The sequence below is a fragment of the Gellertiella sp. DMC107 genome, assembly GCF_056313605.1.
The window spans coordinates 1,035,212-1,059,515 of the sequence record NZ_JBQUZZ010000002.1 but is presented as its reverse complement, the minus strand read 5'-3'; the positions used below and the strand labels follow the sequence as shown (position 1 = coordinate 1,059,515).

The window sequence follows — 24,304 nt, the reverse complement described above, 5'->3', positions numbered from 1 at the left end:
CAGATGTATGCACTTGGCCCGGAAACGCAATGGGGCGCCGGGGAGAGACGACGCAAGATCCCTTCCCGCGCGCCCGCCTTCTTTCCTCCGACAAAATCGACTTTTGTCAAAATCGCCCCTTTACTCCTTATTGCAAATCATTATCATTTGCATTCAAAGATCCTCCGACGATCCATCCGGGAGAAGAGCATGCTTCAGACACAGCCGGAAACGGGCTGGCGAGAACCCCGCGGCGAGGCATCGCTTTCCGATGTGCATGGCTCCATCGCGGTCAGCCGGACCGGCAAGGGATGGAAGCGGCTCGCCGCTTTCATCGGCCCCGGCTATCTCGTCGCGGTCGGCTACATGGATCCCGGCAACTGGGCGACGTCGCTCGCCGGCGGGTCGCGCTATGGCTATGCGCTGCTGTCCATCGCGCTGCTCTCCAATTTCATGGCGATCCTGCTGCAGTCGCTCTGTGCCCGGCTGGCGATCGCCTCCGGGCGCGACCTGGCGCAGGCCTGCCGCGATGCCTATCCGAAACCGGTCGCCATCGGGCTCTGGGTGCTGGCGGAAATCGCCATCATCGCCACCGATATTGCGGAGGTCATCGGCACCGCCATCGGCCTGCAACTGCTGTTCGGCATTCCGCTGGAGATCGGCGTCATCGTCACCGCGCTGGACGTCTTTCTGATCCTCGCCCTGCAGAAGCTCGGCTTCCGCTGGGTGGAGGCCTTCGTAATCGCGCTGCTGGCGGTGATCGGCATCTGCTTCGGCATTCAGATCGTGCTGGCCGATCCGGATTGGGGCGCGGTTTTCGCCGGTTTCGTGCCGACGACGCGCATCGCCACCGATCCCGGGATGCTCTATCTGGCGCTGGGAATTCTCGGGGCCACCGTAATGCCCCATAATCTCTATCTTCATTCCGGCATCGTGCAGACCCGCGCCTATGGCGAGACGCTGCCCGAAAAGCGGGATGCGCTGCGCTTTGCCACCATCGATTCCACGGTGGCGCTCTTGCTGGCGCTTCTGGTGAATGCCTCGATCCTCATTCTGGCGGCCTCCGCCTTTCACGGTACAGGCCGCACCGAGGTGGCGGAACTGGGCGAGGCCCATTCGCTGCTCGCACCGCTGCTGGGCGCCGCCATCGCACCGACCCTCTTTGCGGTCGCCCTGCTCTGCTGCGGCCTGAACTCCACGGCCACGGCGACGCTCGCCGGCCAGATCGTGATGGAAGGTTTCATCCGCTTCAAGCTCAAGCCCTGGATACGCCGGCTCGCCACGCGCTCCATCGCGATCCTGCCCGCCGCCTTCGTCACCATCCTCTATGGCGAACAGGGCACCGCCGAGCTGCTGATCCTCAGCCAGGTGGTGCTGAGCCTGCAATTGTCCTTCGCCGTCTTCCCGCTGGTGATGTTCACCGCCAGCAAGGCCAAGATGGGCGCCCTGGTTGCACCGCGCTGGGTCACGGCCCTTGCCTGGGCAACGGCGCTCGTCATTGCCGGCCTCAACGTGAAGCTGGTCTATGATTTCATTCTCGGCTGAGCGGAGAGGGTCTTGCGCGGATAGGCCGCGCGGCCATTGTTGAGATCGTCGACCGTCGCCGAAAAGCGGTGGGTACCCTCGTCATGCATGATGAGCGGTGCGCGCAGGCAGAGCCGCGCCCGCGATCCCTTGATGGCCGTGACCAGGATGCGCACCGCATTCTCGCCGGCACGGGGATGAAGAGCGGTGATTTCCAGACCGCCGAAACGCTTGCCGCAGGCGGCAATGATCTCCGCGATGGATTCCGGACGGGCGATGAGCGAGAGCTGCCCACCGGGCATGAGGATGGCACCGGCCGTGCGGATCCAGCTTTCGAACAGGCCGCCCACCATGGCATGAGCCTCCGCCTTCAGCGCGTCGGGCGTGGTCCGGTCGGAGGCGTCGTTGAAGGGCGGGTTCATGATGACATGGTGGAAATGATCGTCGGCAAGACCGGCGGCCAGACGCGCCTTCCCCGTCAGCGTCACATCCGCCTCGAGCACGGAGACGCGATGCGCAAAGGCGGCATTTTCCGGCAGGGCAAGGCTTTTCACCGCATAGGCCGCCATTTCGGCGGAGCGCTCCACCAGAACCGCCTCGGCACCCGGAAGCCGGGCCGCCACCGCCATGCCGGCCGCACCGGCACCGGCGCCGAGATCGGCGACGCGGAGCGGCCGCTCGTCGGCGACGAGAGCTGCGAGCAGCATGGCGTCCATGCCGGAGCGATGGCCCCTGCCCTTCGGCTGCACCAGATGAAACCGACCGTAATGAAAGGCATCCACGGTTTCGGGAACCGGCCGAGGGCTTGCCTCAGGCATCGCGCAGTTCCGCGCCGAGACCGGCCTCGGTGAGAATGTGGCGGGCGCGGTCCACCTCGTCCGCATCGACCATCAGCCGGCGCTGGAGAACACCGATCGAGCCTTCCAGAATGCTCATGCCCTGATCCGCGATGAAACAGTGGATACCGAAATCCCGCATCAGGCTTTCCGCGTAGGAAAGAACGACAGGATCATTGGTCCGGATGATTTCGAGCATGAACTTTATTCCGCAACTTATTTTCCGTCAAAAACTGGCGACCGGGACAATTCGCCCCTTGCCGCTCCGGACCGCCCTTTCTATTGTTCCAGAACTAGATTGAGTTCAGGAGTCCGGACCCTTGGGTGTCGTTATACCGCTGGAAGAAAGCAAAAACAAACAGGCTTCGGTCAAGCCGCTGGTGGATCTGACCCGCGAGGGCATGGAGCGGGTGAACCAGCTCATTCTTTCCAAGGCCGGATCCGACGTGCAGATGATTCCGGAAGTGGCAAACCACCTGATCTCCTCGGGCGGCAAGCGCCTGCGGCCGATGCTGACGCTCGCCTCCGCCTCCATGTTCGGCTATCAGGGCGACCATCACGTGAAGCTCGCGACGGCCGTGGAATTCATGCACACGGCGACACTGCTGCATGACGATGTGGTGGACGAGAGCGACCTGCGTCGCGGCAAATCCACCGCACGGATGATCTGGGGCAACCAGGCCAGCGTGCTCGTCGGCGACTTCCTGCTCGGCCAGGCTTTCCGGATGATGGTGGATGTGGGCTCGCTCGACGCACTCGACGTGCTCTCCACCGCCGCATCGGTGATCGCCGAGGGCGAGGTGCTGCAGCTGTCCGTTGCCAAGAACATGGAAACCACGGAAGACGAGTATCTTTCCGTCATCCGCGCCAAGACGGCCGCGCTTTTCGCCGCGGCCGCGGAAGTGGGCCCCATCGTTGCCAAAACCGACAAGTCCGAGCGCAATGCGCTGAAGAGCTATGGTATGAATCTCGGCCTCGCCTTCCAGCTGGTCGATGACGTGCTCGACTATGGCGGCAAGTCCGCCGAGCTCGGCAAGAACACGGGTGACGATTTCCGCGAAGGCAAGATCACGCTGCCCGTCATTCTCGCCTACCGCAGGGGTGCGCAGGAAGAGCGCGCCTTCTGGCGCGACGCCATCGAGGGCGGCAACAGTTCCGACGAGAACCTGGAAAAGGCCATGGGCCTGATCCAGAAATATGGAAGCCTGAGCGATACCACCGCCCGGGCGCTCCATTATGGCGCGATCGCCCGGGATGCTCTGGCCCCTCTGCCGGACAGCCCGTGGAAAGCGGCCCTGCTCGAAGTGATCGACTTCTGCATCTCGCGCGTCAACTGACACGCCGGCCGCTTTCCGACATGCGCTTGCAGCGGCGGAACAAAAAGGCGATCCTCCAGCGAATCAGCCGGACCGGCGGACACGCCGGATATTTTCAATGAAAGGCCATTTCATGCGGCAGAGCCTCGCTCTCAAGTTTCTTTCGGGCGCAGCCCTTGCAGCCCTGCTGATTGCCAGCCCGACGGCCTCCTGGTCTGCGGGCACGACGAATGCGGAACCGCCGGCCGTGGATTTCAACGCCGACGGGATTTCCTCCTTTGCCGGCGCCTTCCTCGCCGCCCGCACCGCCGACGTGGATCGCGACTACAAGAATGCCATTCCGCTCTACCGCAAGGCCCTGGAACTCGAACCGGACAATACGGAAATCCGCGAAAGGCTGATGATCGCGTCCTTCCTCTCCGGCGATTTCGAAGAGGGCGCCAAGATTGCCGAGCAGCTGAAGTCCGATGCGGCGGTGGAACGGATCACCGTTATTGCCCGCGGCCTCGACGCCATTCGCCGGGGCGACTATGCGGCCGCCGACAAGATCCTGAAATATGAAGGGCCGAACGATCTGGAGCGGATGCTGACGAGCCTGGTTCTCGCCTGGTCGCGCTTCGGCGCCGGCGACAAGGACGGCGCCCTGAAAATGGTGACGGACCTCAAGGGGCCCGAATGGTTCGCCATCTTCCGCAACTATCATGCGGGCGCGCTTGCGGCTGCGGCCGGCAACAAGGACAAGGCGCGGACCTTGCTGAAATCCGCCGTGATCGACAAGGATGGCGGCTCGACGGCCCCGGATACCTATATTCGCGCCGTGATGGCGCTGGCGCGCCTGGAGGCAGCCGACGGCAACCTGCAGAAGGCGCTCGACACCATCGCGACCGGCGACCAGCTGATCAACAATTATGCGCCGCTGAAGGCGCTTGGCGAAGAACTGAAGAAGGGCGGCAAGCCCGCACAGCAGGTTCAGACCGCCGCGCAAGGCGCGGCAGCCGTGCTCTTTTCCATCGGCAGCGCGCTGAACCGCCAGGGCGCCGACGAGGCCGTCTCGCTTTACCTCAACATGGCCCATGCGCTGGACCCCGACAGCGCCGACACGCTGGTTCTGCTCGGCGGGCTTGCGGAGAACACCAACCAGTCAGACAAGGCGATCGAATTCTACAAGCAGGTTCCGGCAACCTCGCCGCTCCGCCGAATTTCCGAACTGCAGCTTGGCCTCGCGCTTGCCAGTACGGGGAAGCAGGACGAGGCCCGCAAGCACCTGAAAGCGCTGATTGCCAGCGATCCGACGGACATTCGCAGCTATCTCGCCTATGGCAGCGTGCTTTCCGATGCCAAGGATTATCGGGAAATGGCGCGCAATTACGATCAGGCGATCCAGTCGCTCGGCAATCGCAAGGACAAGAATTACTGGTCCCTCTATTTCCAGCGCGGCATTGCCTATGAACGCCTGAAGGAATGGGACAAGGCCGAACCGAATTTCCGCACGGCACTGGAGCTGAACCCGGAACAGCCGCAGGTGCTGAACTATCTCGGCTACAGCTGGGTGGACATGAACCGGAACCTGACCGAGGGTCTGGACATGATCAAGCGGGCGGTCGAGCTGCGGCCGGATGACGGCTATATCGTCGACTCGCTCGGCTGGGCCTATTTCCGTCTCGGCCGTTTCCCCGAAGCGGTGGAAGAGCTGGAACGGGCCGCCGAGCTGAAGGCCGGCGATGCCACGATCAACGATCATCTCGGCGATGCCTACTGGCGGGTCGGCCGCGAGCGGGAAGCCGTGTTCCAGTGGCAACGCGCGCTGGAGATGAAGCCGGAAGCGGCGGAAATTCCCAAGATCCAGGCAAAGATCAAGGATGGGCTGCCAAAGCTCGACTCCGCTGCGAAAGACAAGGCGCCCGCGCCGGCCAAGGCCGATGCAGCGCCGGCGCAACCGGTCAAGCCTGAAGCGCCCAAGGGCGACACGCCGAAGACGGATGCGGGACCCGCCGTCGCACCCGCCGCCGACACGGCAAGCACAGCCGCCGCTCCGGCGCCGGCCTCCAGCGGCGATTATACGGTCGTCGAGGGCGATTCCGTCTGGCGGATCGCCAAGCGGCTTCTCGGAGACTGGAAACTGGGCCGGGAAATCATCGATCTCAATGCGGAACTCCAGAAGAACCCGGACCGGCTGAAGATCGGCCAGGTGATCAAGGTGCCGGCCAAGGTCGACTGAATCTCAGCCCCATGCCGCGCCTCGAAGAACGGGCTCCCGCCAAAATCAATCTCTCGCTGCACGTGACCGGGCAGCGTGCCGATGGCTACCATTTCATCGATACGCTGGTGACTTTTACGGAAGCGGGAGACCTTCTTTCCTTCGAGAGAAGCGACGCGGATGGCTTCAGCCTCTCCGGACGTTTCGCGGACGCGCTTTCCGGCTCGGACCCGGGAGACAATCTGGTCATCCGTGCCCGCGACGGCCTGCGGGCGCTGCTGGCCGAAGACGGACACAGTGTTCCCCCGGTGCACATTCATCTGCAGAAAAACCTGCCGGTGGCTTCCGGCATCGGCGGCGGCTCCGCCGATGCGGCAGCCTGCCTGCGCGGCCTGATGCGGCTGGCGAAGGCCCGGCCCGATGCGGAGAAGCTCCAGAGGCTGGCGCTTTCCCTCGGCGCCGATGTGCCCATGTGCCTCCATTCCCGGCCGCTGATCGCCCGGGGAATCGGGGAAGAGTTACAGCCGGTTGCCCTTCCCCGGTTCGGCCTGCTGCTGGTCAATCCGCTGAAGCCCGTCTCGACGCCCGCCATCTTTCGCCTGCTGGCCGAGAAGAAAAACCCGCCCATGCCGGAGACCGGGGCGGGTTGGGGCGCATCACCGCTTTCCCGGCTCGCCTCCTTGCGCAACGATCTGCAACCGGCTGCCGAGACGCTGGAACCCGCCATCCTCACCGTCATCGAGGCTCTCGAAAAAACCGGTGCGGTGCTTGCCCGCATGTCCGGTTCCGGGGCCACCTGCTTCGGGATCTATGGGGACGACCACTCCCTTTTTGCGGCGGCGAACATTCTCCGCCACTATCATCCCGACTGGTTCATAGAGCCGACAGCCACCCTGTCCTGATCGACCAAGGGGAAGCCGGACCATTTTTGTTCTTGCATTGTTCTCTTTTCTGCGCTAGGAATTTTGTCACTGAGACGGGCTTGTTTGCGTTGCCCGAAGGCCGGGTTCTCCCCGGACGTGACGAATGGACTGTCCGGCCCGCATTGGTCACGAGGCCTCGCGGGCGGTAAGGAGCGATCGATGACAGAACTGGCCCTTGCGGGGCAGGACGCATTCGCGCCTGCCCATACGGCTGACATTGCCGAACATCTTATCGCCAGCTCGGGGCTCAGGGTCGATGTCGGCCGGCGGCGCGGGCGCGGGGCGGGCATGAACCCGGACGGCCGTTTCGAGCTGCAGAAGCGGGAAACCTTCGATGACGGCTGGCAGACCATCGAGGAACTGGAGCCCTTCCGCACGGATGTGCAGGTGGAAAAGCCGCGGGCGATCATCACCCGAAACGAGTCGCCCGACATTCCCTTCGACCGTTCGATCAATCCCTATCGGGGTTGCGAGCATGGCTGCATCTATTGCTTCGCCCGTCCGACCCACAGCTATATGGGGCTTTCGGCGGGGCTGGATTTCGAATCCAAGCTGTTCGCCAAGCCCGATGCTCCCAGGCTTCTGGAGCGGGAACTGTCCAAGCCGGGCTACAAGCCGCGCACCATCGCCATCGGCACCAATACGGATCCCTACCAGCCCATCGAGAAGGAATGGCGCATCATGCGCCAGATCCTCGAAGTGCTGGAAAAGGCCAACCATCCCGTGGTGATCGTCACGAAGTCTGCGCTGGTCCTTCGCGATATCGACATTCTCGCCCGCATGGCTGCCAAGGGTCTGGCCAAGGTGGGCATTTCGGTGACCACGCTCGACCGCAAGCTGGCGCGGCTGATGGAGCCGCGGGCGGCCACGCCAGTCCGGCGGCTGGACACGATCAAGGCGCTCAGCGATGCGGGCATCCCGGTTGCGGTGATGATGGCGCCGATCATTCCCGCCCTCAACGACCACGAGATCGAGCGGATTCTCGAATCGGGTCACGCGGCGGGCGCACGGGAGGCAAGCTATGTGCTGCTCCGGCTGCCCTATGAGGTGAGCCCGCTGTTCAGGGAGTGGCTGCTGCGCCACTATCCCGACCGTTACCGGCACGTGATGTCCCTGATCCGCTCCATGCGGGACGGCAAGGATTATGACGCGGAATTCGGCAAGCGCATGAAGGGGGCCGGCCCCTATGCCTGGCAGATCGGCCGGCGCTTCGAGCTTGCCACCAAGCGCCTGGGCCTGGTGCGCCGCTCGATCCAGTTGCGCGACGATGCCTTCACCCCGCCGGACGGAGCGGGCGTGCAGCTTTCGCTTCTTTGAGATTGCGGGAGGCGGTGCCTCGCCTCCCCCGACCGCTCCGGCTGCAAACCCCTGATTGCAGACCGGCACCCTCGGGCTCCGCCGCCCGTGGATCGTTTTTTTGAAAAGCGATCCAGCCCGAGGGCTTGCAGGAGATCGGTGAGGCGTGCGAGTCTCGCCGCATGACACGCCGCACGCCTCCCGATTCTCCCGCACTTTTCGAGCTTCTCGCCAACCGTCCGGATTTCCGGATGGAGCAGGCGTTGATGCGGGACGGCTATGCCCTGGTGGCAGGGGCGGACGAAGCCGGGCGCGGGCCTCTGGCAGGCCCGGTCGTCGCCGCTGCCGTGATTCTCGATCCGGACCATATTCCGGACGGCCTCAATGATTCCAAGAAGCTTTCGGCCGCGCAGCGCAACGCGCTCTTCACCGAAATCCTCGCCACCTCCGTGGTGGCCATCGCGTCTTCCGGACCGCGTCGGATCGATGATACGGACATCCTGAAGGCCAGTCTCGATGCCATGCGCCGGGCCGTCTGCAATCTGGCGGTCCGGCCGGATTTCCTTCTCGTCGACGGACGGGATGTGCCAAAGGGGCTTTCCTGCCCCGGCAAGGCGGTGGTGAAGGGCGACAGCCGTTCGGTCTCCATCGCCGCAGCCTCGATCGTCGCCAAGGTGACCCGAGACCGCATGATGGAGCAGGCGGGCACGCTCTATTCCGCCTATGGCTTCGAAATTCATGCCGGCTATGCGACCAGCCACCATCGGCAGCAGATCAGCTTGCATGGCCCCTGCCCCCTGCATCGCATGAGCTTCCGTCCGATTGCCTCCTACGGGCAGGAAGACGCCCCGCCAGCCCTTGGGGACAGCGTCCGGGCCTAGGCACCCAGAGGCTGCGCCAAACCGATAAGCAGGTCCTCCGGGCTCCTGACATAGCACAGCCGATAGATCCCCTGATAATCGACCACCTCGCCTTCCAGCCGTCCGCCACGCGCGAAAAGCCTGTCGAGCGTCGCGTCCAGGTCGTCCACGGAGAACATGATCCGGAGATAGCCGTAGGCATTGACCGGGGCGTTGCGGTGGTCGGCGACGATGGCCGGTTTCACGTATCGGCAGAGCTCCAGCCGGCTATGGCCGTCCGGCGTGACCATCATGGCAATTTCGACGGACTGATCGCGGAGCCCGGTCACCCGCCCCGCCCATTCACCCTCGACCATCATCCGGCCCTCCAGCGCAAGGCCGATGTCCCTGAAGAATTCGACCGTTTCGTCGAGGTTCTCCACCACTATTCCCGTATTGTGCATTTGCTTGACGGCCATGGCTGCTTCTCCCTGATGCCGCGAGCCTATCGGCGGGGGGACGAAGCGACAACGGGCAAGATTTGCCGGTTGCCCAGCGGGCGGCGGGGGGAAAAGCGCGCATGAAAAAAGCCCGGTCGAAACCGGGCTTCCTGATCTTTCGTTGCGCCGGAACTCAGTTCAGGCGGGTCTTCACTTCACCGACGGCCTGGGCGAACAGGTCGGCCTGCACGGAGGCGTCCGTGCGGCTTGCCAGGACCTTTTCAGCGGCAGCGATGGCCAGATCGACAGCAGCGGAGCGGACGGCGTTGACCGCATCGGCTTCGGCCTGCTTGATCTTCTGCTCGGACAGCGCATTGCGGCGGGTGACGAATTCCTCCGTCTTCTGCTTGGCTTCCGTGGCGATCATCTCGGCTTCACGCTCGGCGGCCGCAACGATTTTCGCGGCGTCGGCTTCGGCTTCCTTGCGCTTGCGCTGGTATTCGGCCAGCAACTGCTGGGCCTCTTCACGCAGGCGCTTGGCTTCGGAGAGATCGTTGCGGATCTGGTCGGCGCGGGCGTCGAGGCTCTTGGCAACCATGCCCGGCACCTTCAGGTACACGACGAGCGCGAGGAAGATGACGAGGCCGACAAAGGCAAAGAAGGTAGCATCAAAATGCATGGGATCAGCCCTCCTGCTTTGCGCCGGCGACAGCGGCCGCGACGTCGGCCTGGGCGACCGAACCGCCGATCAGGCGCTCGACCACGGCACCGGCCGTTTCAGTTGCGATGGTGCCGACATCGGCAAAGGCCTTCGCCTTGATATCGGCGATACGGCCCTCGGCTTCCGACACCTTCTTCGAAAGCTCTGCCTCGATGGCGGCGCGCTCGGCGGCTGCCTTGCTCTTGGCGGCTTCACGGGCTTCGGAAGCGATCGTGTTTGCCTTTGCCTTCGCCTGGGCGAGTTCCTTTTCATAGGTCTCGACGGCGAGATCGGCTTCCTTCTTGAGGCTTGCGGCCTCGGTCAGGTCCTTCGAGATGCGGCTCTTGCGGTCTTCCAGGATGCTGCCGATGCGCGGTGCGATGACCTTCTGCATCAGGAGATAGAAGAGACCGAACGTGATCACCAGCCAGAGCAGCTGGGACGCGAAAGTCGTGGAATCGAAAGGCGGGAAAACCTTGGGGCCGCCCTCATGGGCAACGCCGGTTTCCGTATGGGTTTCTTCGGCCGCCGGAGCGCCATGCGCCTCGGTTGCCGCGGCGTCAGCGGCCGCCGGCGCGGTCTGAGCCGTGGTTTCTTCGGCATAGGCCGGGGTCACAAACATGCTCACCTCCAGGGGTGTCCTTTGGTGCGCTTCCCGGCAGGACCGCGCGGACGAAGCGTTGAAATCATTCAGGTGGCTTTACAGGCACCGGCACGATGACGCGCCATGCGCCATAAAAGCAAAAGGATCACGGCCCGCGACCGTTCACGAACCGTGACCCCCAGACGCGTTGCTGTATCAGACAGCGAACAGCAGCAGAAGAGCGACGAGCAGCGAGAAGATGCCCAGAGCTTCCGTAACGGCGAAGCCGAATACGAGGCGGCCGAACTGGCTGTCAGCAGCGGACGGGTTGCGGAGAGCACCCGACAGGTAGCTGCCGAAGATGTTGCCGAGGCCGAGAGCCGTACCGGCCATGCCAAAGCAAGCGAGACCAGCGCCGATGTACTTTGCTGCAATAGGATCCATCTTAAACTCCTTCGAAATGGTTGTTGCGGCGTTTCGACTGACGTCCGGAGACGTCAATGTTGGTAATCCTTAGTGGCCACCCGGATGAACGGCATCGTTGAGGTACATGCAGGTCAGTACCGCAAAGACATATGCCTGGAGGAAGGCGACGAGGAATTCGAGACCGGTGAGAGCAACGGTCATGATGAGCGGAAGAATGGCACCGCCGACGCCCAGCGCGCCAAGGGCACCCAGCGAGGCCACGAAGCCTGCGAAAACCTTGAGCGTGATGTGACCGGCGAGCAGGTTCGCGAAGAGACGAACCGAAAGCGAGATCGGGCGGGACAGGAACGAGATCACTTCGATGGCGACGACGAGCGGCAGCAGTGCGCCGGGCACGCCCGAGGGAACGAAGAGATTGAGGAAGCCCAGACCGTGCTTGTAGAAGCCGTAGATGATCACGGTGGCGATGACGAAAAGCGCCAGCGCGAACGTCACGATGATCTGCGAGGTAATGGTGAAGAAGTAAGGCACCATGCCGAGCAGGTTTGCCGTCAACACGAACATGAACAGCGAGAACACCATCGGGAAGAACTTCATCCCGTGGCTGCCCGCCCCTTCGCGCAGCATGTTCGCGATGAACTCGTAGGACATTTCGGCAAGCGACTGCGACCGGCCCGGGATCAGGCTGCGGCTGGCGCTCGAGAAATAGAGGAAGCCCGAGGCAACCGCGACGGTTGCGACCATGAACAGCGAGGCATTGGTGAAGGATACGTCATAGCCGCCGACATGCAGCGGCACAATCTTCTGGATCAGGAACTGATGGGTCGGATCGTTTGACACCGTTGGTCTCTCTTCACGTTGCCCGGGCTCGCCAGGAGCCGGAATTTCATTCCCTGAGGTCCGGCACCGCCGTCCCCCGCAAATTCGTTCACCCGTCCTTGCGTTTGGTCGGGTCCGGTTTCGCCACCATTCCCGCCGCCCGCATGACGTTCAGCACGCCAGCGCAGAAACCGAGGAGCAACAGCACGATCAGGCCCCAGGGTCCGGTACCGGCAAAACGGTCGAGGACGTAGCCGAGAACGCCACCGACGATCACCGCCGCCACGAATTCGCTGGAGAGCTTCATCGCCTCTGCAAAACCCTTCCGGTTCGCCTCGGCCTTCTTCTCGTCCCGCTCTTCGCGGCCAGCCTCGCGCCGAACTTCCTTGAGTTCCGCGCCGAGACGCCGTCTGCGTTCTTCCAAAGCTTCATCCCGCTGGTCGGTCATCCCTGCCTCCGTCTGTGTGGGTTTTTCGCTTTCCGCGTGGAAAACAGCGTTGTAACGCCCCACAAACGCCCAAGGTTTAACACCTTCCGGCCCGTTTTGAAGTCGGGCGCAACATAGTTTTAGCCTTCCACATAGTCAAGCTTCGGGACACTCTTGCCCGCCCTCTATTTTATTCAACAATATCAATTATATAGGTGGTAAACTCCGGGTGTCCCCTTAAACTTCGTCAACATTCCTTAGGCGTATGCGGCATAATGACGAGGCCCGGCGGAGGCCGCCGGGCCGCTAAAACCGATTGAAATGGGTCCGACCCGTCCCGGCGAGAGACTCAGCTCCAGCCACCGCCATAGGTGCGATAGAAGATATGCCATCCGATCTTGGCGACGCGCTTCATGGTGGGCGCCCAGTTCGGCTTCACGTAGATGGCGTGGTAATGGGTGGAGGATCCCACCTCCGGCAACCAGATCTTTCCCGCCGTCACGGCAAGGGCGATTTCCTCGGCCACCTTGTGGCGTTCCGGCGACCAGATGACATCCTTGATGCGGTCGCAGGCAAAGGAGAACTGGCACTGGTTGGTCCAGTCCTTGTTCTGGTAGACGACGCCGCAAATCGAGTCGGGATAGGCAGGGTTGCGCACGCGGTTCAGCACCACCTGTGCCACGGCCGCCTGGCCTTTCAGTGGCTCGCCGCGCGATTCGAAATAGATCGCATCGGCCAGGCATTTCTGTTCCTTGGGGGAGAAGACGGAGGGCGGCAGGATATTGGCCGCCCAAGCGTGGTCCTTCGGACCGATGACCGGCTTGAAACGGCCCTCCTCGGGATCCTTGTTCAGGATCGCATCGAAGGGCGATGCCTTGTTTGCCTCGGGATCCGCCGGGGCATAGGCAGTCGCCAGCACATCCGCATTCCGGTTGGTGACGAGATCGGCGATCAGCACCGGAACCTGCGGGTCCGCGGCCTTCTCGTCCGGCTTGCGGTAGAAGGTCTGGGCGATCATCATCTCGCTGCCCTTGGGCTCGACCTTGGCGAAGGCCATTAGTTCCTTCGGCGTCTCGGGACGATCGAAGAGGGTGCTGACGCGCTTCAGCACCGATCCCGCCGTGAAAGCCGCGGGCGGCTGCATGGTTTCGGAGGCGACGATTCGTCCGCGCTTGTCGGCGCGGCGGACGCGCTCCTCATCGGGCCGCGGATCGGGCGGAAACTTGTCCTCAGTCATGGAAACGCGCACGCCGTCGGGCAGCACCATGCCGCCGGAGCGGCCGAGAACCGATGCGGTAACGGGGTCCTGATAGGTGATCTTGGCGGTGGCTTTGGAATCGGCGGAGGCAGCCGTCACGACCATGCGCCAGGAGGGGGCGCCCCCATCCAGACCCGTGAGCAGGCCTGCCATATCCCCGTGCGCCGCCATGCTCGGATTGCCGAGCCAGGCCGCTATGCCGAAGAAGAGGGGAGAAATCCATCTGCCCACGAAACGCGGGGCTGAACGGCCATTCTGACGCAACTGCCTACTCCACACCGGGACGCGATACGATTGCACACACACACCGGCCTTCGGGGTCCGGCAGACGGCCGGGCCTCGTTCGGATCGTTCCGAAAACCGATGATGAAATGGCCGCTCCAGTGCGGGGGCGCGCCTCTTTCTTCGAGCAACTATCGCGGATTAACCTTGATCATTGGTTAACGCCCGCAAATTCGGGAGTTTTTATGACCTCGGTTCCCGCTGGCGAAGCCGGTATTAACCATACAGCGCCTTGCGCAACAAAAAGCCCCGGCAGCAGCTTGCTCCGGGGCTTTTGATTTCGGCCGTGTTGCGGGGCTCAGATGACCACGTGCGAGCCCAGTTCCACCACGCGGTTTGTGGGGAGCTTGAAGTAATCCGACGGGTCGGTCGCCGCATTGGCGAGCGCGACATAGAGCCGGCCCTGCCAGGCGGGCATTTCCGATTTCGGGTCGCGCACCAGCTTTCGGCGGCCGAGATAGAAGGAGGTCGACATGATGTCGAACTTCACGCCGCCCTTGCGCAGATGGCCGAGCGCCTGGCTGACATTCTGGTTTTCCATGAAGCCGAAGTTCAACTGTACACGGCTGAACCGCTCGGAAAGCTTCTCGATCTGGTAGCGGTTTTCCGGATTGGCGCGGGGCTTGTTCACGGTCTTGATCGTCAGGATGACGTTCTTCTCGTGCAGCACGTGATTGTGCTTCAGATTGTGCATGAGGGCCGCGGGCACGGATTCCGGGTCCGACGTCAGGAAGATCGCGGTGCCGGGCACGGCCTTCGGCGCATGGGCGCTTTCCTTCTCGATGGAGGGAATGAAGGCCATCAGCGGGATGTCCGTATGGCGCGTCTTGTTGAACAGGATCTGCGTGCCGCGCCGCCAGGTCCACATGATGATCGTGAAGATGATGGCGAACATGACGGGGATATAGCCGCCGTCATGGATCTTCAGCAGGTTGGCGCTGAAGAAGATGCATTCCAGCATGAAGAGCGGCAGCAGGACGGCCAGCGCCTGCCACAGCGGCCACTTCCAGCGGGCGCGGACGAATTCGAAGGACATGGTCGTCGTCACCACCATCGCGCCGGTCACGGAGATGCCGTAGGCGGTGGCAAGCGCTTCCGACGAGCGGAAGGTCAGGACCAGGATGATGACCGCCACCAGCAGCAGCCGGTTGACCGCCGGCAGATAGATCTGCCCCGTATTGGTCTCCGAGGTGAAGAGGATTTCCATGCGCGGAAGGAAGCCCAGATGGATCGCCTGGCGGGTCAGGGAGAAGGCGCCGGTGATGACCGCCTGGCTGGCGATGATGGTGGCTGCGGTGGCCAGAATGACGACCGGCAGCAGCGCCCAGGAGGGGAACATCAGGAAGAAGGGATCGGAGGCGGCTTCCGGATGGGCGAGCACATAAGCCCCCTGCCCCAGATAATTCAGCACCAGCGAGGGATACACGACAGAAATGAAGGCGAGCTGGATGGGCTTGCGGCCGAAATGGCCGAGATCCGCATAAAGCGCCTCCGTGCCGGTCACCGTCAGGAAGACTGCGCCCAGCACGATGAAGCCGACATAGCCTTCGCTCAGCACGAAACGGACGGCATTGATGGGGTTGAATGCCGCAAAGATCTGCGGGCTGTCGAAAATATGCGAAATGCCGCCGACGCCGATGACCAGAAACCAGACGAGCGTGATCGGGCCGAAGAATTTTGCAACCGCGCCCGTCCCGTGGGACTGAATGGCGAAGAGAGCGAACAGGATGCCGATGGCAATCGGCAGGATGAAGGGATCCATGCCGTCGGCCACGAGCTTCAGACCTTCCACGGCGGAAAGAACCGAAACCGCAGGCGTGATCATCACTTCCCCGAGGAACAGCGCGGCGCCGATCAGGCCGAGGAAGGTCAGGAAGACGGCATGTCCGTTCGCCGTCTTCAGCAGCAGGGCCAGAAGCGACAGCGTGCCGCCTTCCCCGTCGTTGTCCAGGCGGAGCAGGAACAGGATATACTTGAACATCACGATAATCGTGAGCGTCCAGATGATCAGCGAGATCGGCCCGATCACTTCGTGGGGCTGAATCACGCCGTCATGGGTGAGCGGCATCAGCGCCTGGCGGAAGGCATAGAGCGGGCTGGTGCCGATATCGCCATACACGACACCGATCGAGCCGATGGTCAGGCCCACCAGTCCCTTGAGCCCGCCCTGGCCGTGATGCCCGTGACCGTGCTCCTCGGCCGCAGCGGCGGCGGCCGACGCGCCTGCGGCAGCGGCGACTGCTTTATCTTCAGCTTTTTGATCTGCAGATTGAGGCATGATGCACCCTGGCTCTTTCAGAGCCAGCCTTTCCATCGGAAAAAGATATAGGGCACGATGGCGGAAACCAGCATCGCGACGAGCGACATGGGATAGCCAAAGGACCAGCCAAGTTCGGGCATGAACTGGAAATTCATGCCGTAGACCGACGCCACGAGGGTCGGGGGCAGAAACACCACCGAGGCAATCGAGAAGATCTTGATGATCGCGTTCTGCTCGACGCTGATCAGGCCGAGCGAGGCGTCGAGCAGGAAGGTAATGTTGCCCGCGATGAAGGACACGTGTTCGGACAGCGACTGAATGTCGCGTGCAATCGTATGCGAGAGATTGCGGGTGTCGTCATCGCCCTGGATAACCGGCAGGGACTGCAGGAAGCTGACGAGACGGGCGATGGAGGACAGGCTTTCGCGCACCTTGCCGAGAAGACGGTGATGGGCGGCCACATCGATCAGCCGGTCTTCGAGGTAGCGCGGCGGCCGACGCTTGCCCTGGTTGGAGAAGACCTGCAGCGAGAGCGCGTCGATGCGGGCGGTTTCCTGCTCGAGAATTTCGGCTGTCCGGTCGCTGATCGTCTCCAGAAGGCGAACCAGCAGGTGCGAGGCGGTGATGCGCCGGCTCTCCTGCCCGGAAGAACCATGCCCATTGGAACAGAAACGGGCCAGCGCCGCGGCAAAGAGCTTGAAGGCGCGCGGCTCGGCGTAGCGCACGGTCACCAGCTTTCCGCCGGTCAGGATAAAGGCAATATCGGTGAGATCCGGGAAATCCGTCTCGGTTTTCCAGACCAGCGAAGCGGTCATGAAAATGCCGCCATTCTCCACGAACAGGCGACTGGAGGGTTCGATGTCCTTCAGGTCTTCGCGGGTGGGAACGGAGATGTCGAGGGCAGCCTCGATGACGGCCTCCTCCTCGCGGGTGGGGGCGTTCAGGTCGATCCAGACAATATCCCCGCCAAGGCCGGCGGCAATATCGTCCGCAGCCAGAACCGTGGCCTCGCCAGAGATGCGATAGGCGGTTATCACGCTATGGCTCCCGCAAACCGGTACACGGCATTTATCTCCTGCTAAATCGGCGCAAGGCCGGAGGGTGCGGGCATATCGCGCAAAGTCACGCCAGAATCAAGAGCAACCAAACGGAACAGTGCGCCCCATTTTAGCCATGACTGTAAAGAATTCTTTACAGTCTGGCTCAGGGGGCGGGGCCAACCACATAAAATGGCTGTTATTTTTCCGAACGGTCAATAAGCGACCGCTACGCCGCAACGATTGTGCAGCGCAAAAGATTTTTTTCGGACGTATTCAGGCCGGCTCGTTTTTCACTCGAAAACGAGGTTCGGAGCCTTGCGGGCGGTCGTTCCGGCAAGCCCGGCCCAGACGGCGGCGGCGATATCCCGGTAGGCAACCGCCTGCGGCCCATCCGGATCGGCGACGGTAATCGGCGTGCCCGCATCCGAAAGCTCGCGGATCGCCATGGTCAGGGGCACCTCCCCGAGGAAGGGCACCTGGATGCGCTCCGCTTCGGCGCGGGCGCCGCCATGACCGAAGATATCGTAGCGCGTACCCGTATCGGGAGCGACGAAGTAGCTCATGTTCTCGACGATGCCGAGCAGCGGCACTTCCACCTTGCGGAACATGGTGATGGCCTTGCGCGCGTCGATAAGAGCCAGATCCTGCGGGGTGGAGACGATCACGGCGCCGGCCAGCGGCACCTGCTGGGCCATGGTCAGCTGCGCATCGCCGGTGCCCGGCGGCATGTCGACAACGAGCACGTCGAGCTCGCCCCAGGCCACTTCCCGCAGCATCTGAAGCAGGGCGGACTGGACCATCGGGCCCCGCCAGATCATCGCCGTTTCCTCATCCACCAGGAACCCCATCGACATGACCTTGATGCCGTAATTTTCCATGGGCTGGATGATCTTGCCATCGATCTGGGAGGGGCGACCGGAAATCTTCAGCAGGCGCGGCATGGAGGGGCCGTAGATATCGGCATCGAGAATGCCCACCTTCAGGCCGTTGGCCTTGAGCCCCAGGGCGAGGTTGACTGCGGTGGTAGACTTGCCGACGCCGCCCTTGCCCGAGGCGACCGCTATGATGGCCCCGATGCCGGGAACGCCGGCCTTTTGCGGACGGCCGGGCTGGGCGCCATGGGAATGACCCGCATGGGAATGGCCGTGGTGATCGTGGTCGTGGTCGTGGCCGTGGGAGGCGGCGGGACGGGCAGCGGGCGCGGCCGCACCGGGCTTCTTGTCGGCCGTCAGCGCCACCATCGCGCCCTTGACGCCATCGATCTGCCGGACCACCCTTTCCGCGGCCTGGCGAAGCGGTTCCAGTTCCTTGGCCCGTTCGGCTGGAACGGTCAGCGAGAAATAGACCTTGCCATCGGAAATGAAGATGTCGGAGACCATGCCGAGGTCCACGATATTGCCTTCCAAATCCGGTCCCCGGACCGTCTTCAGCGCCTCTGTCACCTGTTCCCTGGAAACCACGAGCGGTCCTTCCCTGCCTGTGGCGGCTCTCATTCGCCGCCAGCCCTCATTATGGGAAGCGGACATGTGCCGCTCCCAGATCTGCGCCGGATATAGGAAAGCCGGGCGAGCGCTTCAAATAAAATGTGAAACGGGCCGGGGGCGCCATGCCAGAAACGACATCCGGAAAAAAGATCGCCGCGTAGCGGGATCAAGCCTTCTGGCGATCCCGCTCACGCGGCGGCCTTTGACCCGGACATCCTTTACCGGATGTTCTCGCTCTTTGAAGTCCCCTCTGGACCCTGACCATAGAAAAGCAGGATTTGCACAAGAGTCAAACGCTTATTTCGGGACTTCGGCCCTACTTGATCAGCCCGGTTTTCAGGGCTTTGACCACTGCCTGCGTGCGATTGACGGTATCCAGTTTCTTGGTTGCCCGGTTGAGGTAATGATTGACCGTATGCTCCGAGAGCGTGAGGATTTCGGCGATTTCCGCGCTGGTCTTGCCGGCGGCAGTCCAGGTCAGGCAATCGATCTCCCGATCGGTCAGCGATTCGCCCGGGCGCCGGTCCATCTCCTTGAGCGCCGCCAGACTGTCGAAGACATGGCCGCAGATATAGGACAGCGCGACCATTTCCTCGAAGCCGAACATTTCCCGCTCGCCCGAGAACGAAATCGCGCCGCGCTGGCCAAGCGAATCATGGACAGGGAAATAGGCCCCCCGGGTCATGCCGTGATTGTTGAAGGCTTCGACAACCTGATCGTTCTTGCCATCCTTGCGACCGTGATTGATGCGGGACGTGTCGTAGTGGAAGGGCACGGTCGAATTGCGCAGCCGCTCGATGACCGGACTTGCGGTCAACAGGCCTTCCCGGTCATAAAAGGCGATCAGCTCCGGCGGCCAATTGGTGATGACCGAACTTCCCGAGATGGTCAGCGTGGTGCGCGCCGGCAGTGTCATCACCATGAAAAACCGGGAACCGAAAGCTTCCGTCACCCGTTTCATGAAGCGAAACACATCAAACTGAGTCTTGAAGGACCCAATTTCTTCTATCAGCTTAGCGCATTTTTCCAGTGGCTGGAGCGTTACCAAATTTTCCATATTCCATTAGTCTTCTTACGCGCATGAATCAAAATGTTCTGCGCCGATATTCGTCGGATTGCGGCAACAATAAATGAACGGAAAATTTAATTCAATTATACCTCTCGTAGTTTTCTTTCGAAGCTGAATTTTGTCCAAGCGAATATTTTTGCTTGTGACCCGCTGTCGTTTATCTATTGCTTCGAAGCTCAGAAGATAAGCTTAAACGTTTTTAAGAAATTACATCACGCTTACGAACTGATTAGGGGGGGGTCAAAGGCGACCAGGATTGACAATCGGCAAACCCCGACACGTCCGGGATTGCTATAGATATCTTCTATCATGAGTAGCAACATTTGCCTGACGCGGTGAGTGCAAGAACTAACAGGGAATAATTGGCATGCGATTCACGCGCGATTCACGACCCTAGCGAGACGGTCCGAGGCGGATTTCTGCTTCCCGGGAGATCCGTCCGGCAGCCTGCATCACAGCCTCTGCCCACCCTTCCAGCCGCTCCTGGCTGATGCGAAAGGCAGGACCGGTCACCGAGATGGCCGCCGCACCTTCCGAGCCGGGAAGGCGGACCGGAGCGGCGATGCAACGGATCCCTTCCTCGTGCTCTTCCCGATCGAAGGCATGGCCGTTGGCGCGAATCACCGCGATCTCCCGCAGCAAGGCCGCGCCATCGGCGAGCGTGGTGGCCGTATGCCGGCGAAACTCCATGCCGGGGATCAGAGCCTGAATCGCCTCGTCCGGCAGCAGGGACAGGGCCGCCTTGCCGACCCCCGTACAATAGAGAGGCGAGGCACGACCGATCTGGGAGTGCATGCGGACGGACTGGCGGCTTTCGACCTTGTCGAGATAGATCACTTCGCCGCCGCGCAGCAGGCCGAAATGCACGGTTTCACCGGTTTCCTCGTGCAGCGCGGCCAGAATGGGGGCGGCGATCTCGCGGATATCCGCCGCCGCCCAGGCGCTGGCCGCCAGGGTCAGCAGCCGCAAGCCGGGCCGGTAGGTTCCGTCCGTCGCCACTTCGAGAAGCCCCTCCTCCACCAGATGGGACAATTGCCGATGCACCGTGCCGCGCGGCTCTCCGGAACGCGCCAGCACATCCGAAAAGCGCGGCGGCCTTTCGGCTCTCGCGACCATCTCCAGAAGGCGCATCGTCTTGCCAAGGGTGCCCGTGTCTTTCATGCTTGTCCTTTCGCCGATCTGCCTTTTTCCCGCGCCCGCGCCTTGACAGAGCCCCCCTTCTATCCCGATAATTCCACATAGTCAAATTGAGTTCCAAATAATGGAACCGGAGGCGCATGTGGCAGTCCAATATGGCGATCTGGATCAGGCTCCGGTTCTGATCACCGGCGGTGCTTCGGGCATCGGGGCTGCCCTTGTCGCGGCTTTTGCCGGGCAAGGGGCGCGGGTCGCCTTTCTCGACCGGGATGCGGAGGCAGCAACCCGCCTTCTCTCCTCCCTTTCGAGCACGGTTTCTTTTCCCCCGCAATTCCTGCATGTCGACCTGCGCGACACGGCGGCCCTCCAGGCGGCCGTCGCGGCCGCCGCAGAAAAGCTGGGCGGGCTTCGGGTGCTGGTCAACAATGCCGGATGGGACGACCGGCACGACCTCGACACCGTGACCGAGGCCTATTGGGACGAGAACCAGGCGATCAATCTCCGGCAGATGTTTTTTGCGGTTCAGGCGGCCGTGCCGCATCTGCGCCAGGAGGGCGGCAGCATCGTCAATTTCTCCTCGATTGCCTATCTGCTGAACATGCCGGATCTGCCTTCCTATGCCACGGCCAAGGCGGGCATTGTCGGCCTGACCAAAAGCCTCGCGGGCCGGCTCGGGCCGGAGGGGATCCGGGTCAACGCCCTTCTGCCGGGCATGATCGTGACCGAACGGCAGAAGAGACTGTGGCTGACGGAAGACAGCATCGGCGCCATGGTCGCGCGCCAGTGCCTCAAGCGGGTGCTGGTGGCCGAAGACATGGCCGGCCCCTGTCTCTTCCTCGCCTCATCCGCATCCGGCGCGATAACCGCGCAAACCCTGATTGCCGATGGAGGAATATTCTGATGACTGCAAGCGACCGGCGTCCCGCCTTTGCCGCAGTAGACTGGGGAACGAGCAGTTTCCGGCTGTGGCTCATGACAGCGGACGGCACCGTTCTCGGTGAAAGGCGCAGCCAGGAAGGCATGGCGATGGCGTCCCAGGCCTGCGGCTTCGGGCGCATCCTGAAGAGCCATCTGGCCGAACTCGGTGCTGCCGACGATCTTCCGGTCGTCATCTGCGGCATGGCCGGCGCCCGGCAGGGCTGGACGGAGGCCGGCTATGTGACCGTGCCCGCCCTTCCCGATGCGATCCTTCGCGGCGCCGTTCGGGTTCCCGGGGAAGCGCGCGACATCCGCATCCTGCCCGGGCTGGCCAATCGCGATCCTGCCCATCCCGACGTGATGCGGGGCGAGGAGACGCAGCTTCTGGGCGCGCTTTCGGGGCTCGGCGACGGCAGGCAGCTTGCCTGCATGCCCGGCACCCATTCCAAATGGGTCTCGCTGGAGGGCGCGACCGTCACCCGTTTCTCCACCTATATGACCGGCGAGCTCTTCGATGTCCTGTCAAGGCATTCGCTGCTGTCCCATTCGCTGGCCGGCGGCGACGGCATGGACATGGCCGCCTTCCGCGCCGCGGTGCTGAAGGCTGTTGCGGACCCGGCCCGCGCCAGCAACCTGCTGTTTGCCATCCGGGCCGGCCAATTGCTGGAGGGCGCACCGGCGGATGTCTGCCGCGCCCGGCTCTCCGGCACCCTGATTGGGCTGGAAATCGCCGGCGCCAGCGGCCCGTCGGGTCGCGCTTTCGACGGGACCATCACGCTGATCGGGTCGGGCCGTCTCGGCGATCTCTACGCCACCGCGCTCGAGGCGCTGAACCGCCCCTACCGCATCGTGGATGCGGATGATGCGGTTCGCGTCGGACTGGTCCGTGCCGCGCGCACCCTCTGGACGTTTTAAGGAAGGCTTTGAACCATGAACCGTATTCCCTTTCCCGAGATGCGCTATCCGCTGGTGGCGATCCTGCGCGGCCTCAGGCCGGAGGAAACCGAGGGCGTGGTGGGCGCCCTGATCGATACCGGCTTCACCGCCATCGAAATTCCCCTCAATTCGCCCGAGCCGTTCCGGTCCATCGAGCTCGCGGCAAAGATGGCGCCGCCGCAGGTGCTGATCGGTGCCGGCACGGTTCTGACGACGGATGACGTGGATCGGCTGGCGGATGCCGGTGGCCGTTTGATGGTCAGCCCGAATGTGGAGCCCGCCGTCATCACCGCCGCGCGGGAGAAGGGCATGGTGACGCTTCCCGGCGTCTTCACGCCCACGGAAGCGCTGGCAGCCGCCCGGGCCGGCGCAACGGGCCTGAAGTTCTTTCCGGCCAATGTGCTGGGCCCCGCCGGCATCACGGCGATCCGGGCCGTGCTGCCCAAGGACCTGCTGATCGCTGCGGTCGGTGGCGTCGGGGACGAGAATTTTGCCGATTATGTCAAAGCGGGGATCACCGCCTTCGGTCTCGGCTCCAGCCTCTACAAGCCGGGCATGTCGGCAACCGAGGTGCGCGAACGCTCGTTGAAGACCATTGCCGCCTATGATGCGGCCACCGCAGGAAAGGTCTGATCATGGTGGAAACGATCCCCTTCCGGGGCAAGACGCTTTGCAAGGCCCAACTGGTGCTCGGGGAAGGGCCTTCCTACGAGCCGCAGACGGATACGATCTGGTGGTTCAACATTCTCGGCCGCGAGTTGCACGAACTCAGGCTCGGCACCGGCGAAAAGCGGGTTCATGCGCTGCCGCGGATGGGCAGCGTGGTGGCGCGGATCGACGACGACAGCCAACTGCTGGCGATGGAGGACGGGCTCTATATCCGCAACCGGGCGAGCGGCGCCCTGAGCCTGCATGCCCCGCTCGAGGCGGATCGTCCGGAGAACCGCTCCAATGATGGCCGGGTGCATGCGTCCGGAGCGCTCTGGATCGGCACCATGGGCAAGAAGGCGGAACCGGAAGGCGGGGCCATCTATCATGTGGCACAGGGCACGGTGACCAAAATCATCGACCGCATCGGCATCACCAACGGCATCTGCTTCTCGCCGGATGGCGCAACGGGCTATTACGTGGACACCAAGGTCAACCGTTACATGAAAGTGGCGGTCGACCCCGCAACCGGACTGCCGACCGGCACGCCGGTGGTTTTTGCCGACGAGGCAGGCCAGCCCGGCGGCATCGACGGCTCCGTCTGCGATGCGGAGGGCCATGTCTGGAACGCCCGCTGGGGTGAGGCGCGGGTCGACCGCTACGATCCTTCCGGACGCCTCGTCGCGAGCTACAGCACACCTTCCCGCCAGCCATCGTGCCCCGCCTTCTTCGGTCCTGAACTGGACCGGCTGCTGGTCACCACGGCGACCGAGGGCATGGCCGATCCCGCGGCCGAGGATGGTACGCTTCTCGATCTCGGCATCCCCGTGAAAGGGCGCGCCGAAGGCTCATACCGGCTGTGACCGAGCTGGACGGGGGGGCGGCTCCAGCGCTGCCACCCAAGCCATTTTTTAGCCGACTATTTCATTTTCTGGCATTTCATTCGAAAAATATAACATCCTGAGAC

23 protein-coding genes and 1 pseudogene are annotated in these 24,304 nt (G+C 62.9%); 10 read left to right on the top strand and 14 right to left on the bottom strand.

Annotation, left to right across the window (positions count from 1 at the left end; genetic code table 11):
- Positions 1-189: 189 nt before the first annotated feature.
- On the top strand, positions 190-1,524 hold the full coding sequence (locus ACT54B_RS10490; RefSeq protein ID WP_476044725.1) for an Nramp family divalent metal transporter: 1,335 nt from the start codon (positions 190-192) through the stop codon (positions 1,522-1,524).
- On the opposite strand, the gene ACT54B_RS10485 is transcribed toward ACT54B_RS10490, so the two are convergent.
- Positions 1,503-2,321, bottom strand: coding sequence for a tRNA1(Val) (adenine(37)-N6)-methyltransferase (locus tag ACT54B_RS10485; RefSeq protein WP_476044723.1), 819 nt, complete (start codon positions 2,319-2,321; stop codon positions 1,503-1,505). The two genes, ACT54B_RS10490 and ACT54B_RS10485, sit on opposite strands and share 22 nt — an antisense overlap.
- On the bottom strand, positions 2,314-2,538 hold the full coding sequence (locus tag ACT54B_RS10480; protein WP_476044721.1) for a putative signal transducing protein: 225 nt from the start codon (positions 2,536-2,538) through the stop codon (positions 2,314-2,316). The genes ACT54B_RS10485 and ACT54B_RS10480 overlap by 8 nt, the downstream gene beginning before the upstream one ends.
- Before the next feature lie 121 nt (positions 2,539-2,659).
- On the opposite strand from ACT54B_RS10480, the gene ACT54B_RS10475 reads away from it, so the two are divergent.
- The 5 genes and pseudogenes from ACT54B_RS10475 (at position 2,660) to ACT54B_RS10455 (ending at position 8,952) form a co-directional block, all read left to right on the top strand.
- Positions 2,660-3,676, top strand: a complete 1,017-nt coding sequence (locus tag ACT54B_RS10475; RefSeq protein WP_476044720.1) for a polyprenyl synthetase family protein — start codon at positions 2,660-2,662, stop codon at positions 3,674-3,676.
- Between the two features lie 112 nt (positions 3,677-3,788).
- Positions 3,789-5,585 (top strand): annotated as a pseudogene (locus ACT54B_RS10470) (tetratricopeptide repeat protein); the annotation flags it as partial.
- 299 nt (positions 5,586-5,884) lie between these two features.
- Entirely contained in the window at positions 5,885-6,754 is an 870-nt protein-coding gene (locus tag ACT54B_RS10465) for a 4-(cytidine 5'-diphospho)-2-C-methyl-D-erythritol kinase (RefSeq protein ID WP_476044718.1), read from the top strand.
- A 180-nt stretch (positions 6,755-6,934) separates the two neighbouring features.
- A complete protein-coding gene (locus ACT54B_RS10460; protein ID WP_476044717.1) occupies positions 6,935-8,092 on the top strand; it encodes a PA0069 family radical SAM protein in 1,158 nt (385 codons plus the stop codon).
- Between the two features lie 161 nt (positions 8,093-8,253).
- Entirely contained in the window at positions 8,254-8,952 is a 699-nt protein-coding gene (locus ACT54B_RS10455; RefSeq protein WP_476044716.1) for a ribonuclease HII, read from the top strand.
- Here the strand turns inward: ACT54B_RS10455 and ACT54B_RS10450 are convergent.
- From ACT54B_RS10450 to ACT54B_RS10395, 12 genes are all read right to left on the bottom strand, one after another.
- Complete coding sequence (locus tag ACT54B_RS10450; protein ID WP_476044715.1) at positions 8,949-9,389, bottom strand: VOC family protein; 441 nt, start codon at positions 9,387-9,389, stop codon at positions 8,949-8,951. The genes ACT54B_RS10455 and ACT54B_RS10450 overlap by 4 nt on opposite strands.
- A gap of 154 nt (positions 9,390-9,543) precedes the next feature.
- Positions 9,544-10,029: a F0F1 ATP synthase subunit B gene (locus ACT54B_RS10445; protein ID WP_476044713.1), complete on the bottom strand. Its 486-nt coding sequence runs from the start codon at positions 10,027-10,029 to the stop codon at positions 9,544-9,546.
- 4 nt (positions 10,030-10,033) lie between these two features.
- The gene (locus ACT54B_RS10440) at positions 10,034-10,672 is read right to left on the bottom strand and encodes a F0F1 ATP synthase subunit B (RefSeq protein WP_476044712.1); all 639 of its coding nucleotides are present in this window, start codon (positions 10,670-10,672) and stop codon (positions 10,034-10,036) included.
- 177 nt (positions 10,673-10,849) lie between these two features.
- Positions 10,850-11,077 (bottom strand): F0F1 ATP synthase subunit C, encoded by a 228-nt coding sequence (locus tag ACT54B_RS10435; protein WP_183365575.1) that lies wholly within the window; start codon positions 11,075-11,077, stop codon positions 10,850-10,852.
- 69 nt (positions 11,078-11,146) lie between these two features.
- The gene (locus tag ACT54B_RS10430) at positions 11,147-11,899 is read right to left on the bottom strand and encodes a F0F1 ATP synthase subunit A (protein ID WP_476044710.1); all 753 of its coding nucleotides are present in this window, start codon (positions 11,897-11,899) and stop codon (positions 11,147-11,149) included.
- An 88-nt stretch (positions 11,900-11,987) separates the two neighbouring features.
- Positions 11,988-12,326: an AtpZ/AtpI family protein gene (locus ACT54B_RS10425; RefSeq protein ID WP_476044708.1), complete on the bottom strand. Its 339-nt coding sequence runs from the start codon at positions 12,324-12,326 to the stop codon at positions 11,988-11,990.
- A gap of 328 nt (positions 12,327-12,654) precedes the next feature.
- A complete protein-coding gene (locus ACT54B_RS10420; protein WP_476044706.1) occupies positions 12,655-13,827 on the bottom strand; it encodes a cell wall hydrolase in 1,173 nt (390 codons plus the stop codon).
- Positions 13,828-14,143: 316 nt separating this feature from the next.
- Positions 14,144-16,123 carry a potassium transporter Kup gene (locus ACT54B_RS10415; protein WP_476044704.1) on the bottom strand — a complete coding sequence of 660 codons (1,980 nt, stop codon included), beginning with the start codon at positions 16,121-16,123 and terminating at the stop codon, positions 14,144-14,146.
- A 17-nt stretch (positions 16,124-16,140) separates the two neighbouring features.
- Positions 16,141-17,142, bottom strand: coding sequence for a magnesium transporter CorA family protein (locus ACT54B_RS10410; RefSeq protein ID WP_476044703.1), 1,002 nt, complete (start codon positions 17,140-17,142; stop codon positions 16,141-16,143).
- A 293-nt stretch (positions 17,143-17,435) separates the two neighbouring features.
- Complete coding sequence (locus ACT54B_RS10405) at positions 17,436-18,638, bottom strand: Mrp/NBP35 family ATP-binding protein (protein ID WP_476044831.1); 1,203 nt, start codon at positions 18,636-18,638, stop codon at positions 17,436-17,438.
- Between the two features lie 307 nt (positions 18,639-18,945).
- Positions 18,946-19,686 (bottom strand): helix-turn-helix transcriptional regulator, encoded by a 741-nt coding sequence (locus ACT54B_RS10400; protein ID WP_476044702.1) that lies wholly within the window; start codon positions 19,684-19,686, stop codon positions 18,946-18,948.
- A gap of 405 nt (positions 19,687-20,091) precedes the next feature.
- Positions 20,092-20,859, bottom strand: a complete 768-nt coding sequence (locus ACT54B_RS10395) for an IclR family transcriptional regulator (protein WP_476044700.1) — start codon at positions 20,857-20,859, stop codon at positions 20,092-20,094.
- Positions 20,860-20,977: 118 nt separating this feature from the next.
- Between ACT54B_RS10395 and ACT54B_RS10390 the strand changes: the two genes are divergently transcribed.
- From ACT54B_RS10390 to ACT54B_RS10375, 4 genes are read left to right on the top strand one after another with little or no spacing between them, the layout of a single operon-like run.
- Entirely contained in the window at positions 20,978-21,736 is a 759-nt protein-coding gene (locus ACT54B_RS10390; RefSeq protein WP_476044698.1) for an SDR family NAD(P)-dependent oxidoreductase, read from the top strand.
- Entirely contained in the window at positions 21,736-22,668 is a 933-nt protein-coding gene (locus ACT54B_RS10385; protein ID WP_476044697.1) for a 2-dehydro-3-deoxygalactonokinase, read from the top strand. The genes ACT54B_RS10390 and ACT54B_RS10385 overlap by 1 nt, the downstream gene beginning before the upstream one ends.
- 15 nt (positions 22,669-22,683) lie before the next feature.
- Positions 22,684-23,322, top strand: coding sequence for a 2-dehydro-3-deoxy-6-phosphogalactonate aldolase (locus ACT54B_RS10380; RefSeq protein ID WP_476044695.1), 639 nt, complete (start codon positions 22,684-22,686; stop codon positions 23,320-23,322).
- A 2-nt stretch (positions 23,323-23,324) separates the two neighbouring features.
- Complete coding sequence (locus ACT54B_RS10375; protein ID WP_476044694.1) at positions 23,325-24,200, top strand: SMP-30/gluconolactonase/LRE family protein; 876 nt, start codon at positions 23,325-23,327, stop codon at positions 24,198-24,200.
- Positions 24,201-24,304 lie beyond the last annotated feature (104 nt).

Excerpts from the sequence above, each read along its gene's own strand:
- ACT54B_RS10490 (WP_476044725.1), top strand. The coding sequence starts at position 190 with ATGCTTCAGACACAGCCGGAAACGGGCTGGCGAGAACCCCGCGGCGAG.
- ACT54B_RS10485 (WP_476044723.1), bottom strand. The coding sequence starts at position 2,321 with ATGCCTGAGGCAAGCCCTCGGCCGGTTCCCGAAACCGTGGATGCCTTT.
- ACT54B_RS10480 (WP_476044721.1), bottom strand. The coding sequence starts at position 2,538 with ATGCTCGAAATCATCCGGACCAATGATCCTGTCGTTCTTTCCTACGCG.
- ACT54B_RS10465 (WP_476044718.1), top strand. The coding sequence starts at position 5,885 with ATGCCGCGCCTCGAAGAACGGGCTCCCGCCAAAATCAATCTCTCGCTG.
- ACT54B_RS10460 (WP_476044717.1), top strand. The coding sequence starts at position 6,935 with ATGACAGAACTGGCCCTTGCGGGGCAGGACGCATTCGCGCCTGCCCAT.
- ACT54B_RS10455 (WP_476044716.1), top strand. The coding sequence starts at position 8,254 with ATGACACGCCGCACGCCTCCCGATTCTCCCGCACTTTTCGAGCTTCTC.
- ACT54B_RS10450 (WP_476044715.1), bottom strand. The coding sequence starts at position 9,389 with ATGGCCGTCAAGCAAATGCACAATACGGGAATAGTGGTGGAGAACCTC.
- ACT54B_RS10445 (WP_476044713.1), bottom strand. The coding sequence starts at position 10,029 with ATGCATTTTGATGCTACCTTCTTTGCCTTTGTCGGCCTCGTCATCTTC.
- ACT54B_RS10440 (WP_476044712.1), bottom strand. The coding sequence starts at position 10,672 with ATGTTTGTGACCCCGGCCTATGCCGAAGAAACCACGGCTCAGACCGCG.
- ACT54B_RS10435 (WP_183365575.1), bottom strand. The coding sequence starts at position 11,077 with ATGGATCCTATTGCAGCAAAGTACATCGGCGCTGGTCTCGCTTGCTTT.
- ACT54B_RS10425 (WP_476044708.1), bottom strand. The coding sequence starts at position 12,326 with ATGACCGACCAGCGGGATGAAGCTTTGGAAGAACGCAGACGGCGTCTC.
- ACT54B_RS10415 (WP_476044704.1), bottom strand. The coding sequence starts at position 16,123 with ATGCCTCAATCTGCAGATCAAAAAGCTGAAGATAAAGCAGTCGCCGCT.
- ACT54B_RS10405 (WP_476044831.1), bottom strand. The coding sequence starts at position 18,638 with ATGAGAGCCGCCACAGGCAGGGAAGGACCGCTCGTGGTTTCCAGGGAA.
- ACT54B_RS10400 (WP_476044702.1), bottom strand. The coding sequence starts at position 19,686 with ATGGAAAATTTGGTAACGCTCCAGCCACTGGAAAAATGCGCTAAGCTG.
- ACT54B_RS10395 (WP_476044700.1), bottom strand. The coding sequence starts at position 20,859 with ATGAAAGACACGGGCACCCTTGGCAAGACGATGCGCCTTCTGGAGATG.
- ACT54B_RS10385 (WP_476044697.1), top strand. The coding sequence starts at position 21,736 with ATGACTGCAAGCGACCGGCGTCCCGCCTTTGCCGCAGTAGACTGGGGA.
- ACT54B_RS10380 (WP_476044695.1), top strand. The coding sequence starts at position 22,684 with ATGAACCGTATTCCCTTTCCCGAGATGCGCTATCCGCTGGTGGCGATC.
- ACT54B_RS10375 (WP_476044694.1), top strand. The coding sequence starts at position 23,325 with ATGGTGGAAACGATCCCCTTCCGGGGCAAGACGCTTTGCAAGGCCCAA.